This is a genomic window from Ramlibacter sp., assembly GCF_035627355.1.
Taxonomy (GTDB): Bacteria; Pseudomonadota; Gammaproteobacteria; order Burkholderiales; family Burkholderiaceae_C; genus Ramlibacter.
In genome coordinates, this window is sequence record NZ_DASPLW010000011.1 from 1 (window position 1) to 13,327 (window position 13,327).

Here is a 13,327-nt window from a genome sequence, read left to right on the forward strand (position 1 = left end):
GCACCCGCACCCGCACCCGCACCCGCACCCGCACCCGCACCCGCACCTGTCGCTGCGCCGCCGTCCGCCACCGTGCAGGTGCAGGCCGTCGCGAGGGAGCCCGCGAAGTCCCCCGAACTGCAGGGTGCGCCGCCCGGCGCACCGCCCCTCGCGGTCAGCGGGGGTGTGTGGTCGCAGAACCCGGCCCAGCGCCTGTTGATCGTGAACGGCCAGGTATTCAACGAGGGCAGCGAGCTTGCGCCCGGCGTGCGACTGGAGGAAGTGAAGCAGCACCGCGCGGTGCTGAGCTGGCGCGGCCAGCGCTACGCGGTACCTTACTGAGGCTCAGTGCGCCAGCGGCGGCTGGAAGACCGACCAGCGGCCGTCCTTGAACAGGTAAAGCGCCGACGACAGCTGGCGCCGCGACGACCCGGCATACAGCGCCGTTGCGCTGAAGCGCAGGGTGGCAACGGCATCCTCGTCGTCGGCCGGGGCATAGAGCAGGCCGCCGCGCACCGGAACGGCAGCGACCAGGCCCTGCGGATGCCGCTCTTCCAGCGAACGCCAGAAGGAACGGTCGAGGAAGTAGCTGCTGTTGAGATCGTCGGCGCGCCCCCGCACCTGCATCAGCCCGCCTTGCCAGGGCTGGACCAGCGGCTCGCCGTAGGTGCGGCGCATGTTCTGCACCGCCAGTTGCAGCGCCTGTTCCGGCGCCAGTTGCATGCGCTGCAGGTCATCGGGCGATGCGCTCTGCAGTTCCGTGCGGCTGTCGAACACCAGCCGGATGTGCATGTCGCCGACGTAGCGGAACCAGCTCATCTCCAGCTCGACCACGCGCCCGTCGGGCAGTTCGGCCCGCAGCCGGCCGTACGGCTGCAGCGTCTCCTGCGGCTGGTTGTCGCCGTCCGACCCGCGCAGCACCGCCAGCAGGTTGCCTGTGTCGGTGTCGAATTCCTGCGGTGCGCTGGCCTGGGCGTTGGCGCCCAGCGCCACCAGGGCCAACCAGGCCGCAACGAGCTTGCGTGCGTGTCGGTTCATCGAATGCCTCCTGCTGGACCGCATCCTGCTCATCCGTTGCAGGCTCCGCAACAACTGTTACGAGATGTGTTGCAGTGACGCCGCTGGGCCGTGGCATGTAAACAGTTACCGAACTTGCCTCAGCAGGGATGCGTGTAAGCAAGCCCATCCCTAGCATTCGTGACTCATCTACACCACCGAGGAGTTCACGCGATGGCACTGCAGTCCCCCTTCTTCAACAACAACAAGCGCGACAACGACGTGCGCCCGGGCACGCCCAACGCTGCCGCGCTGGCCGCCGCCACCGCGCCCATTCCCACCGCCCCTGCCGCCAACAGCGCCACCTCCAACGTGCCCGGCGGCGAGGCCAAGCTGACCGTCGGCCCGAACATCAAGCTCAAGGGCGTCGAGATCACCGATTGCGACACCCTGGTCGTCGAAGGTTCGGTCGAGGCCACCATGGACTCGCGCATGATCCAGATTTCCGAGCGCGGCTCGTTCAAGGGCTCGGCCGAGATCGACGTGGCCGAGATCCGCGGCGCCTTCGACGGCAACCTGACGGTGCGCCAGAAGCTGGTGATCTACTCGACCGGCAAAGTGACCGGCCGCATCCGCTACGGCAAGGTGGTGATCGAGGAGGGCGGCCAGCTCTCCGGCGAGATCGAGTTCGGCGCCGGTGGCAGCACCGCGGCCGTGCGTCCGCCCAAGCTGCAGGTGGCCTGAGCCCCCAGCCTTTTCGGCACCCCAAGGAAGCGCGGCCTGGTCCGCGCTTTTTTTCGCGCAGCCGACTGGGGAGTGACCGAGTTCTCACCGTCGCGCTCCAGGGCCGGCGCGGATAATCCGCGGGACCTTTCACTAGCCGTTTCCCGTCCAGTCCCCATGACCCCTGACACGCCCCGACTTGCCGGCCACCTGATCGTCGAATGCCTGGTGGAGCAGGGCGTGAGCCACGCCTTCGGGGTGCCGGGCGAGAGCTACCTGGCCGTTCTCGACGGCTTCCACGCGTTCCGCGATCGCATCCGCTTCGTCGTCAACCGGCAGGAGGGCGGGGCCGCCTTCATGGCCGAGGCGGTGGGCAAGCTGACCGGCCGCCCGGGCGTGTGCTTCGTCACGCGGGGCCCCGGCGCCACCAACGCCTCGATCGGCGTTCACACCGCCTTCCAGGACTCGACGCCCATGGTGCTGTTCGTGGGCGACGTCGCGTCCGACCAGCGTGACCGCGAGGCCTTCCAGGAGGTCGACTACGCCAGCTTCTTCGGACCGAGCACCAAGGGCATGGCCAAGCGGGTCGAGCGCATCGACGATCCCGACCGCATTCCGGAAGCGATCGCGCGCGCGTTCGCGACCGCCATGAACGGCCGCCCCGGCCCGGTGGTGCTGGTGATGCCCGAAGACATGCTCACCCGCCGCACGGCCGCCCGGCCGTTGGCGCGGGTGGAGCCGGTCCAAGCCGGCTGCGATCCGCACGCGATGGAGCGGCTGAGCGGCCTGCTGCTGGCGGCACGGCGCCCCTTCGTGATCGCCGGTGGCGGCGGCTGGACGCCGGCGGCCGCGCAAGCCCTGCAGCGCTTTGCGGAGCAGTGGCAGCTGCCGGTGGGCAACGCCTTCCGCTTCCAGGACACCTTCGACAACCACCACCCGCTCTATGCCGGCGACGTCGGCATCGGCATCAACCCGAAGCTGGCCGCGCGCATCCGCGAGAGCGACCTGGTGCTGGCGATCGGCCCGCGGCTGGGCGAGATGACCACGAGCGGCTACACGCTGCTGCAGCCGCCGCGTGCGGCGCAGCTGCTGGTGCACATCCACGCCGGTGCCGAGGAGCTCAATCGCGTCTACCAGGCCGACGTCGCGATCAACGCCGGCATGGAAACGGCAACGACGGCGCTGCAGGCGCTGGCCGCACCCGGGCAATTGCCCTGGGCCGAGTGGGCCCGCGCCGCGCACGCGGACTACCAGGCCAACCTGGTGCCGCAGCCACTGCCCGGCGAGATCGACATGCCGGCCATCCTGGCCGTGCTGCAGAAGCACCTGCCGGCCGATGCGGTGCTGACCAACGGTGCCGGCAACTTCGCCAGCTGGCTGCACCGCTTCCATCGCTACCACGGGCTGGCGAAAGGCCTGAAGACGCAACTGGCCCCGACCTCGGGTGCGATGGGCTACGGCGTGCCGGCGGGCATCGCCGCCAGCCTGGTCAGCGGCCGCACCGCCTTCACCATCGCGGGCGACGGCGACTTCCTCATGACCGGCCAGGAGCTGGCCACCGCGGTGCAGTTCGGCGGCAAGAGCATCGTCGTGCTGCTGAACAACGGCATGTACGGAACCATCCGCATGCACCAGGAGCGCGAGTACCCGCAGCACGTGCACGGCACGCAGCTGCACAACCCGGACTTCGCTGCGCTGGCGCGCGCCTACGGCTACGCCGGCGTGCGCATCACGCGGACGGCGGAGTTCGAACCCGAACTGCTCGCCGCGCTGGAGCGCGAGCAGGGCACGCTGATCGAGGTGATGCTGGATCCCGAGGTGATCACCACGCGCGGCACGCTCAGCGCCATCCGCGAGGCGGCTTTGCAGCGCGCATCGGCCGAATGAACCAGGGCCGCACGCAGCGGCCCTTCCCATCGACAGGCAAAAGAAAAGGGCCGCTGCGAAGCGGCCCTTTGTTCGTCGACTGGCGGCTTACTTGACGTGCTTGCCGATCAGGCCGGCCATCTCGAACATCGAGACCTGTGCCTTGCCGAAGATCTCGCGCAGCTTGGCGTCGGCGTTGACCATGCGCTTGTTGACGGAGTCCTGCAGCTTGTTCTTCTTGATGTAGGCCCACAGCTTGCTCACCACCTCGGTACGCGGCATGGGGCTGGTGCCGACCACGGCCGCCAGCTGGGGGCTGGGGGTCAGCGGCTTCATGAACGCGGCGTTCGGGGTGCGCTTCTTGGCGGGCGCCTTCTTCGCGGCGGCCTTCTTGGCCGGAGCCGCCTTCTTCGCCGCCGCCTTCTTGGCGGGAGCCGCCTTCTTCGCCGGTGCGGCCTTCTTCGCCGGGGCCTTCTTGGCGGCAGCCTTCTTGGCCGGAGCGGCCTTCTTCGCGGGGGCCTTCTTCGCGGCCGCTTTCTTCGCAGTTGCCATGATCTTGTTTCCTTCTAGAAGTGGATCGATCGCCAGCGGCTACGGCTGGCCACCACTGGCAGAGCGGATGCTAAAGGAGAAAAAACGCGTTTCCAAGGGGAAAACGGCTTTTTTCACTGGGGGCTGTCGCTTTTTTGGCGGGGCGGATCGCCCCCGTGCGCGACCTGCGGCGCACGGTCGTTGCCGTGCTTCAGGCGCTCGGTCGGCCCTGCCTGCCGCGCACGATCAGGACCACCCCGGCCAGGATGACCCCGCAGGCGCTCCATTCGGCAGCGCTGACCACCTCGGCGCCCAGCGAGACACCCAGTGCCAGCGCGATCACCGGATTGACGAACGCGTAGCTGGTGGCCAGGGCGGGAGAGGCATGCCGCAGCAGGTACAGGTAGGCGCTGAAGGCCACCAGCGAGCCCGCCAGCACCAGGTACAGCCAGGCCGCCGCGGCCATCGGCTGTGGCGGCCATTGCGGCTGCTCGCCCAGCGCCAGCGAGGCGGCGACCAGGACCACGCCGCCGCACAGCATCTCGCTGGCGAAGCCCGCAGCGCCGGGCGCCAGCGGCAAGCGCGTGGTGGACAGCACCGACCCGAGCGACCAGGCCAGGGTGGCGACGGCGATCCCGGCCAGCGCCTGGGGCGAGCCACCGAAACTGGCGCCCCGCACCAGCAGGAGCACGCCAACCAGGCCGACCGCCATCCCGGCCACCTCGAGCCTGCCGGGCCGCTGGCCGAAGAGGAGCCCCCACAGGCCGACCAGCATGGGCACCACGGCGATGAAGGCCGCCACCAGCCCGGACCCGACGTGCTGCTCCGCACTGGCGGTCAGGCCCATGCCCAGCCCCAGCATCAGGGCGCCGACCACGGCGGCGTGGGCCCACTGGCGGGCCGTCGGCCAGGTGCCGCCGCGCAGCGTGATCCACCCGAACAGCAGGATGCCGGCGACCAGGAAGCGGCTGCCCATCTGGAAGAAGGGCGGGAAGCTGGCCAGGGCCAGCCGGATGGCGAGGTAGGTGGACCCCCACACCAGGTAGCAGGCCAGCAGCGCGGGAACGAGCAGGCTGCGCGGGCGCGCGATGGACAGGGCGGCGGTGTTCATGGACAGCGATCGTAGGTGGCCGGAAGTCCGCTTTACAGGCACACTTCAAGGCAATCGAACCCTGTTGCCTTGAGAATCAAGGTTGAATTCCATGACGACCGAAGTTTCCGAGATCGACGCCTACGACGCCCGCATCCTGGCGGAACTGCAGCGCGACGCGCGCATCAGCATGGCCGAACTCGGCCGGCGCGTGCACCTGAGCCAGCCCGCCGTCACCGAGCGCGTGCGCAAGCTGGAACTGCAGGGCGTGATCAAGGGGTACCGCGCCGTGCTGGACTACCAGCGCCTGGGCTACGGCATCCGCGCGATCGTGCGCGTGGGCCGGGTGGAGTACGCGCGCGTGGTGAAGCTGATCGAGCAGACGCCCGAGGTGATCAATGCCTTCAACGTCACGGGCGAGGACAGCTGGATCCTGGAGATCGCGGTCATCGACGTCGAGCACCTGGACGCCGTGGTCACGCGCTTCTGTATGCTCACCGAGACCTCGACCTCGATCGTGCTGAACATGCCGCGCGAAAACGCCTCGGTGCTGCCGGCCCGTCGAGAGAACATCAAGCCCGCCATCAAGAAAGTGACCGGTCGATGAATCCGCCCGACTTCAGCACCTGCGACCTGTGCGACGCGCACGAGAAGGACGCCATCCCCATCCTGCGGGCGCTGCCCCCGGTGTTCCGGGAGTTCGGCAGCGTCGCGCGGTTCTGCGGGCCGGTGGCCACCGTGCGTTGCTTCGAGGACAACTCGCGGGTCAAGGAAGCCGTCGAATCCCCGGGGGAGGGCCGCGTGCTGGTGGTGGACGGCGGCGGTTCGGTCCGGCGTGCCCTGGTCGGCGGCAACCTGGCCTCCGCGGCGGCGCGCAACGGCTGGGCCGGCATCGTCGTCGATGGGGCGGTGCGCGACAGCCGCGAGTTGCAGGCCGCAGGCATCGCCGTCCGCGCGCTGGCGCTGATGCCCCAGCGCTCGGTCAAGCGCAACGAGGGGGAGCGCGACGTCCCCGTGCTGATCCAGGGGGTGCCGGTACGACCGGGCCACTGGCTCTACGCCGACGAGGACGGCATCGTCGTCAGCGAACGGCCCCTGGCCTGACCGGCAGCGTCGCCAGCAACACGCCGGCCAGCGCCAGCGCGAACGCCGAGGCCTGCAGCAGGCCGAACGGCTCGCCCAGGACCAGCACGCCCACCGCTGCCGCCGAGACCGGCAGCATGACCGTGAAGACGCCGCCCAGCGCGGCGGGGAGGGTGCGCAGCCCGGTCATCCACAACCAGACGCTCCACACGCTGGCTGCCAGCGAATAGAACAGCAGCAGCGCCCAGGTGCCGGCGCCCGGGCTGCCGAAGTCGAAGGTCCACGCCTGCCAGAGGCCCAGTGGCGTCATCAGCGCCAACCCCCACAGGTTGACCACCGCGGTGATGCGCCGCGGCCCGATCGCGCCGGTCAGCTTCTTGCCGATCACGGCATAGGACGCTTCGCACAGCACGGCGCCGACGATCAGCAGGTTCCCCAGCCAGGATTGGCCGCCCGCGGCGCCCGCATCGGTACGGCCCAGGGCGAGCAGGGCGATGCCGCCGGCAGCGCAGGCCACCGCGGCCCACACCCGCGGGGCCACCCGTTCGCGCAGGAAGGCCCAGCTCATGACGGCGACCACGGCGGGGATGGCGGCCATGATGACGCCGGCCGACACGGCGCTGGTCATGCTCACGCCATAGAGCATGAAGATCGAGAACAGGAAGTTGCCCAGCAGCGATTCCAGGAACAGCAGCCGGCGCACGTGCGGCGTGGGCGGTGGTTCGTTGGTCGGGCGGCGCAGCCAGTGCGGGATGGCGAGCGCGCCGATCGCGAAGCGCAGCCAGGCCAGCAGGAACACCGGGATGGCGGCGACCAGTGGCTTGGACAAGGCGACGTAGCTGCCCACCAGGGACATGCTGAGCGCCAGGCACGCGCAGGCGAGGACGCGGGAAGGACGGGCGGCGGACACGAGGAGCGAAAAGCGCGCATCTTGCCCGAGCCGTGTGCCATGGCTTCCGCCACCCTGCCAGAGCGCATTTCGTTTTCGCGCAAAAGCCTTCCACGATGCGGAAACATGGTTTGTTGCGATGCGGCAAATTTTCCCAATATGAGAATCGAAGATTCGCTATATGAAAAACGATACGCATGCCATTGAAAAACAAGGAGAAATTTTTTGGTCTTCTATAAGACACAAGATGCGCGCCAAGTCTTCTACAAGACTTAAAGTCTTCTCCATGGCGGACGAAGCCTTCGCCGACCGGCCTTGCAACAACCACGGAGAAAGACCATGAGCAACTGGACGCACCTGAGCCGCGAGCAGCAGATCGCGCAACTGGAGAAGGACTGGGCGGAGAACCCGCGCTGGAAGGGCATCAAGCGTGGCTACAGCGCCGCCGACGTGGTGCGGCTGCGCGGCTCGCTGCAGATCGAGCACACGCTGGCCAAGCGCGGCTCCGAGAAGCTGTGGAACCTGATCAACACCGAGCCCTTCGTCAACTCGCTGGGCGCGCTGACCGGCAACCAGGCCATGCAGCAGGTCAAGGCCGGCCTGAAGGCGATCTACCTGTCCGGCTGGCAGGTGGCCGGCGATGCCAACAGCAACGGCGAGATGTACCCCGACCAGTCGCTGTACTCGGTGGACTCGGTGCCGAAGGTGGTTCGCCGCATCAACAACACCTTCCAGCGCGCCGACCAGATCCAGTGGAGCGAGGGCAAGGGTCCCGGCGACGAGGGCTACGTCGACTACTTCGCGCCCATCGTGGCGGATGCCGAGGCCGGTTTCGGCGGCGTGCTCAACGCCTTCGAGCTGATGAAGTCGATGATCGAGGCGGGCGCCGCGGGCGTGCACTTCGAGGACCAGCTTGCCGCGGCCAAGAAGTGCGGCCACATGGGCGGCAAGGTCCTGGTGCCCACCCGCGAGGCGGTGTCCAAGCTGGTGGCGGCGCGCCTGGCGGCCGACGTGATGGGCACCCCCACCGTGCTGCTGGCCCGGACCGACGCCGAGGCGGCCGACCTGGTGACCAGCGACGTGGACGCCAACGACCAGCCCTTCTTCACCGGCGAGCGCACGGTCGAGGGCTTCTACCGCAGCCGCAACGGCCTGGAGCAGGCCATCAGCCGCGGCCTGGCCTATGCCGAGTACGCCGACCTGATCTGGTGCGAGACCGGCACGCCGGACCTGGCCTTCGCCAAGGCCTTCGCCGACGCCATCCATGCGAAGTTCCCCGGCAAGCTGCTGGCCTACAACTGCTCGCCGTCCTTCAACTGGAAGAAGAACCTGGACGACGCCACCATCGCCAAGTTCCAGAAGGAGCTGGGCGCCATGGGCTACAAGTTCCAGTTCATTACCCTGGCCGGCTTCCACAGCCTCAACTACTCGATGTTCAACCTGGCCTACGGCTATGCCCGCAACCAGATGAGCGCCTTCGTCGAGCTGCAGCAGGCCGAATTCGCGGCGGCCGAAAAGGGCTTCACGGCGGTCAAGCACCAGCGCGAGGTGGGCACCGGCTACTTCGACGCGGTGACCACCACCATCGAGAAGGAAGCCTCCACGGCCGCACTGAAGGGTTCGACCGAGGACGCCCAGTTCTTCGACGAGAAGAAGGCGGCCTGATCCGGCGGCAAGGGCCGGCAAGGCCCGGAGGCCCGGTGGCCTCCGGGCCTTTTTGCCTTTTCTTCACCTGCCGGGGATCCGGGGTGCGCCGTTCGTCCGCCCCAGCCTGTGCCGCGCAGCAGCGGGGTAGCATTCATCGCGAGTCGCTGCTGCCTCCCGCGCTGACGTGTTTGCACCCCCCGAGTCCGCTCCCCGCTCCGATGCCGATGCCGTGCGCAAGCGGTCGCCGTGGCTGGCGCCGGCCGTGGTGTTCGGGCTGGCGCTGGCCATCACGGCCGTCCTGCTGCTATCGGTCACCCGCACGATCGAGCAGCGCGACCAGGCCGCGTTCGAGGCCGAGGCCACCCGGACGGCCGACGCGATGCGGGAACGCGTGGACACCACCATCACGCTGCTGCACGGTGTGAGCGGACTGTTTGCCGCCAGCCGCAACGAGGTCTCGAAAGCCGAGTTCGCTGCCTACATCGCGCAACTGGGCCTGAGGGACCGCTATCCGGGCATCCTGGGCATCGGCTACACGATGCGGCTCCAGCCCACCGAGGTACCCGCGCTGGAGGATCGCATGCGGACCCGGGGCGGCGAGCCCGGCTTCCGGGTGTGGCCCAAGGACCCCCGACCGGAATACCACTCCATCCTGTTCCTGCAGCCCCTGGGGGAGCGCAACCGCGCGGCCATCGGGTACGACATGGCCACCAACCCGGTCCGCAAGGCCGCGATGGAACGCGCGCGCGACCTCGGACGGCCGGCCGCCTCCGGCAAGGTCACGCTGGTGCAGGAGATCGACGAGCACAAGCAGGCCGGCTTCGTCATCTACCTGCCCGTGTATCGCGGCGACCGCCCGCCCAGGGATCTTGCGGGGAGGCGGCAGTCGCTCCAAGGCTTCGTCTATGCGCCGCTCCGGGTCGGTGACCTGTTGGCGGGCGTGCGCGGCAGCAGCATCCGCCAGATCGATTACGAGCTCTACGACGGCGAGCAGATCGGGCCCGAGGCATTGCTGCTGTCGACACGCGAGCCAGGCGCCCATCCCGCGGAGTACCGGACGATGCGGCGGCTGGACGTCGCAGGCCGGCCGTGGCAGCTGGTGATGACCAGCCGGCCGGCACTGGAGTCGCTGTCGCAGCGTCGGCTCGTCCCCTGGCTGGCCGTCCTGTCGGTGGCGGTGTCGGCCCTGCTGGCCTGGATCACGCTGGTGCAGGCCCGCGCCCGTCGTGCCGCCGAGGCCGCGGCCCGACAGCGCGAGCTCAACGAACTGGCGCTGCGGGCCAGCGAGGAGCGCGCCCTGGAGCGGGCCCAGCGGCTGGAGCAGCTCTATGAGGAACAGCGCGAGGGCGACCGGCGCAAGGACGAGTTCCTCGCCGTGCTGGCGCACGAGCTTCGCAACCCGCTGGCCCCGATCCGCAACTCGCTGGAAATCCTCAACCGCGCCCCCGAGGGCGAACTGGCCAGCCGGGCGCGCGCCATCGCCGAGCGCCAGGTCAAGCAGATGGTGCGGCTGATCGACGACCTGCTCGATGTCTCGCGCATCTCGCGCGGCAAGATCGTGCTGCAGGTGCGCAGGATGCGGCTGGCCGAAGCCGTCGAGGCGGCCGTCGAGACCAGCCGGCCGTTGATGGAGGAGCGCGAGCACCGGTTGCACACCGGGTACGTGGAGCCGGACATCGAGCTCGATGCCGATCCCACGCGGGTGGCGCAGGTCCTCACCAACCTCCTGAACAATGCGGCGAACTACACGCCGCCCGGCGGCGACGTGTGGCTGCAGGTGAGCACGCCCGACCCGGGGGAGGTGCGTATCTCGGTGCGGGACAACGGCATCGGCATCGAACCGCAGCGCCTGAACCAGGTGTTCGAGCTGTTCATGCAGGTGAACCGGTCGCCGGCGGGGGGTGGGCTGGGCATCGGCCTGAGCCTGGCGGCCCGGCTGGCCGAGATGCACGGCGGCCGGATCGAGGCCCACAGCGAAGGCCCGGGCCGCGGAGCCGAGTTCGTGCTGGTCCTGCCACGGGCCGGCCACGGCCCTGCGATCGACCCGGCTGCGAGTCCCGGGGCGGCCACCCACGCCAGCTGAGGCCGGGAAGGGCCTCTTTGCGCCGCGGCCGCCCGCCGCTAGAGTGGCCGACTGCCCCAGCAGGAGGATCCATGGCCGACAACAGCGAGAGGACGGGTGTCTTCGATGAGCGCCAATTGGGCCAGCAGCGCTGTCCCGACTGCGCCGGTTCCGGCGAACTGCGCATCGAGAGCGAGAACATCAACGAGCACTTCGAGGTGGAGAAGCAGGTCGTGATCGCGCCTTGCACCCGGTGCAACGGGTCGGGTTTTGCCCCGGCGGGGTAGAATCGGTGCTTCTTCCACCAGCAAGAACCGGGAAAGGCAGCTTCGGTTATGACACCGCGAACTACCTCGCAAGGAACGGCCCGCTAGCGGCCGGGTAGTCGCGCACGCACTGAACGCATCCCTTCCCGATGTCCAGCAAGAGCGCGGCTACAGGCCGCGCTTTTCGTTTGTCCCGCTGGAGTTACAGCCGCCCATGATCCAGATCACGCTTCCCGACGGCTCGCGCCGTGAGTACCCCGCACCGGTCACGGTGGCGGAGATTGCCGCATCGATCGGCGCCGGCCTGGCCAAGGCCGCGCTCGCCGGCAAGGTCGACGGCAAGGTGGTGGACACCGCGTACACGGTGGACCGCGACGCACCCGTCTCCATCATCACCGCCAAGGACCCGGAAGGCCTGGAGGTGATTCGCCATTCGACGGCGCACCTGCTTGCGTACGCGGTCAAGGAGCTGTTCCCGGAGGCGCAGGTGACCATAGGCCCGGTGATCGAGAACGGCTTCTACTACGACTTCGCGTACAAGCGCCCCTTCACGCCCGAGGACCTGGCTGCGATCGAGAAGCGCATGGCCGAACTGGCCGCCAAGGACGAGCCCGTGGTGCGCCGCGTGCTGCCGCGCGACGCGGCGGTGGAGTACTTCAAGGGCCTGGGTGAGCACTACAAGGCCGAGATCATCGCCAGCATCCCGCAGAACGAGGAAGTTTCGCTGTACCGCGAAGGCGGCTTCGAGGACCTGTGCCGGGGCCCGCACGTGCCCAGCACGGGCAAGCTGCGGCACTTCAAGCTGATGAAGGTGGCCGGCGCCTACTGGCGCGGCGACCACCGCAACGAGATGCTGCAGCGGGTGTATGGCACGGCCTGGGCCAGCAAGGACGACCTGCAGCAGTACCTGACCATGCTGGAGGAGGCCGAGAAGCGGGACCACCGCAAGCTCGGCCGCGAGCTGGACCTGTTCCACATCGACGACGTGGCACCCGGCGTGGTGTTCTGGCACCCCAAGGGCTGGGCGATCTGGCAGGTGGTCGAGCAGTACATGCGTCAGGTCTACAAGGACACCGGCTACCAGGAGGTCAAGGGCCCCCAGATCCTCGACAAGAGCCTGTGGGAGAAGACCGGCCACTGGCAGAACTACCGGGAGAACATGTTCACGACCGAGAGCGAGAAGCGCGACTACGCCCTCAAGCCGATGAACTGCCCGGGCCACGTGCTGATCTTCAAGTCGGCGCTGCGCAGCTATCGTGACCTGCCGCTTCGCTATGGCGAGTTCGGCCAGTGCCACCGCAACGAGCCGTCGGGCGCGCTGCACGGCATCATGCGGGTGCGCGGCTTCACCCAGGACGACGGCCACGCCTTCTGCACGGAGGACCAGATCCTGCAGGAGTGCGTCGACTACACGGCCAAGCTGCAGCAGGTCTACAAGGACTTCGGCTTCACCGACATCCTCTACAAGGTGGCGACGCGGCCGGAGCAGCGGGTCGGCTCGGACGCCTTGTGGGACAAGGCCGAGCACGCCTGCATGGAGGCGCTGCGCCGATCCGGGGTCGAATTCGAGGTCTCGCCCGGCGACGGCGCCTTCTACGGGCCCAAGATCGAGTACACGCTCAAGGACGCGCTGGGCCGGCAGTGGCAGTGCGGCACCATGCAGGTCGACTTCAACACGGCCGAGCGCCTGGGCGCGGAATACGTCACGGAGACCAGCGGACGCGCCCACCCGGTGATGCTGCACCGGGCCATCGTCGGCAGCCTGGAGCGTTTCATCGGGATGCTCATCGAGCACCATGCCGGCGCGCTGCCGGCGTGGCTGGCGCCGGTGCAGGTCGCCGTGCTGAACATCACGGACGGGCAGGCCGACTGGGCCCGGGAGGTTGCAAAAAGTCTGCAGAATCAAGGCTTTAGGGTGGAGCTCGACCTGCGCAACGAGAAGATCACGTATAAAATACGGGAGCATTCGATGCAAAAGCTGCCTTTCATCCTGGTCGTGGGCGACAAGGAGAAGGCGGCTGGTGCCGTCGCAGTGCGCGCCCGGGGCAATCAGGACCTCGGCGCAATGCCCCTGCAGGCTTTCGCCGAAAGGCTGTCCCGGGACATTGCCGGCAAGTGCTGACCTTCAACGAAGTACAGGGCTTGGCGTCCGCGCGTACCGCGGCGGTTTTGCTGCTGGTGCAGCCCATTTGTTT

Annotated in this window: 14 protein-coding genes; 10 read left to right on the forward strand and 4 right to left on the reverse strand. The window is 68.6% G+C overall.

From position 1 onward, the window contains the following. Positions 1-321: general secretion pathway protein GspB (locus tag VEC03_RS04335; protein WP_324912959.1), on the forward strand; the 321-nt coding region annotated here is incomplete at its 5' end. Between the two features lie 3 nt (positions 322-324). Here the strand turns inward: VEC03_RS04335 and VEC03_RS04340 are convergent. Next, positions 325-1,017, reverse strand: coding sequence for a hypothetical protein (locus tag VEC03_RS04340; RefSeq protein ID WP_324912960.1), 693 nt, complete (start codon positions 1,015-1,017; stop codon positions 325-327). A gap of 192 nt (positions 1,018-1,209) precedes the next feature. On the opposite strand from VEC03_RS04340, the gene VEC03_RS04345 reads away from it, so the two are divergent. Together VEC03_RS04345 and VEC03_RS04350 are read left to right on the forward strand one after the other, a co-directional pair. After that, the gene (locus tag VEC03_RS04345) at positions 1,210-1,719 is read left to right on the forward strand and encodes a polymer-forming cytoskeletal protein (protein WP_324912962.1); all 510 of its coding nucleotides are present in this window, start codon (positions 1,210-1,212) and stop codon (positions 1,717-1,719) included. A 156-nt stretch (positions 1,720-1,875) separates the two neighbouring features. Further along, positions 1,876-3,585 carry a thiamine pyrophosphate-binding protein gene (locus VEC03_RS04350; protein ID WP_324912963.1) on the forward strand — a complete coding sequence of 570 codons (1,710 nt, stop codon included), beginning with the start codon at positions 1,876-1,878 and terminating at the stop codon, positions 3,583-3,585. Positions 3,586-3,672: 87 nt separating this feature from the next. Here VEC03_RS04350 and VEC03_RS04355 read toward each other — a convergent pair whose 3' ends face one another. Both VEC03_RS04355 and yedA read right to left on the reverse strand, forming a co-directional pair. Next, positions 3,673-4,116: an SWIB/MDM2 domain-containing protein gene (locus VEC03_RS04355; RefSeq protein ID WP_324912964.1), complete on the reverse strand. Its 444-nt coding sequence runs from the start codon at positions 4,114-4,116 to the stop codon at positions 3,673-3,675. A gap of 190 nt (positions 4,117-4,306) precedes the next feature. After that, positions 4,307-5,206, reverse strand: coding sequence for a drug/metabolite exporter YedA (gene yedA / locus VEC03_RS04360; protein ID WP_324912966.1), 900 nt, complete (start codon positions 5,204-5,206; stop codon positions 4,307-4,309). 91 nt (positions 5,207-5,297) lie between these two features. Between yedA and VEC03_RS04365 the strand changes: the two genes are divergently transcribed. Continuing rightward, on the forward strand, positions 5,298-5,792 hold the full coding sequence (locus VEC03_RS04365) for an Lrp/AsnC family transcriptional regulator (protein ID WP_324912967.1): 495 nt from the start codon (positions 5,298-5,300) through the stop codon (positions 5,790-5,792). Next, on the forward strand, positions 5,789-6,289 hold the full coding sequence (gene rraA / locus VEC03_RS04370; protein WP_324912969.1) for a ribonuclease E activity regulator RraA: 501 nt from the start codon (positions 5,789-5,791) through the stop codon (positions 6,287-6,289). Before VEC03_RS04365 ends, rraA begins: the two co-directional genes overlap by 4 nt. Here rraA and VEC03_RS04375 read toward each other — a convergent pair. After that, positions 6,267-7,124: a DMT family transporter gene (locus tag VEC03_RS04375; RefSeq protein ID WP_414708454.1), complete on the reverse strand. Its 858-nt coding sequence runs from the start codon at positions 7,122-7,124 to the stop codon at positions 6,267-6,269. The two genes, rraA and VEC03_RS04375, sit on opposite strands and share 23 nt — an antisense overlap. A 214-nt stretch (positions 7,125-7,338) precedes the next feature. Between VEC03_RS04375 and VEC03_RS04380 the strand changes: the two genes are divergently transcribed. The 5 genes from VEC03_RS04380 (at position 7,339) to thrS (ending at position 13,254) form a co-directional block, all read left to right on the forward strand. Further along, positions 7,339-7,500, forward strand: coding sequence for a hypothetical protein (locus tag VEC03_RS04380; RefSeq protein WP_324912972.1), 162 nt, complete (start codon positions 7,339-7,341; stop codon positions 7,498-7,500). A gap of 14 nt (positions 7,501-7,514) precedes the next feature. Next, the gene (gene aceA / locus VEC03_RS04385; protein ID WP_324913123.1) at positions 7,515-8,822 is read left to right on the forward strand and encodes an isocitrate lyase; all 1,308 of its coding nucleotides are present in this window, start codon (positions 7,515-7,517) and stop codon (positions 8,820-8,822) included. A gap of 166 nt (positions 8,823-8,988) precedes the next feature. Beyond that, positions 8,989-10,887: a CHASE domain-containing protein gene (locus VEC03_RS04390; RefSeq protein WP_324912973.1), complete on the forward strand. Its 1,899-nt coding sequence runs from the start codon at positions 8,989-8,991 to the stop codon at positions 10,885-10,887. Between the two features lie 71 nt (positions 10,888-10,958). Next, positions 10,959-11,153, forward strand: coding sequence for a hypothetical protein (locus tag VEC03_RS04395; protein ID WP_324912975.1), 195 nt, complete (start codon positions 10,959-10,961; stop codon positions 11,151-11,153). Positions 11,154-11,346: 193 nt separating this feature from the next. After that, entirely contained in the window at positions 11,347-13,254 is a 1,908-nt protein-coding gene (gene thrS / locus VEC03_RS04400) for a threonine--tRNA ligase (RefSeq protein ID WP_324912976.1), read from the forward strand. Positions 13,255-13,327 lie beyond the last annotated feature (73 nt).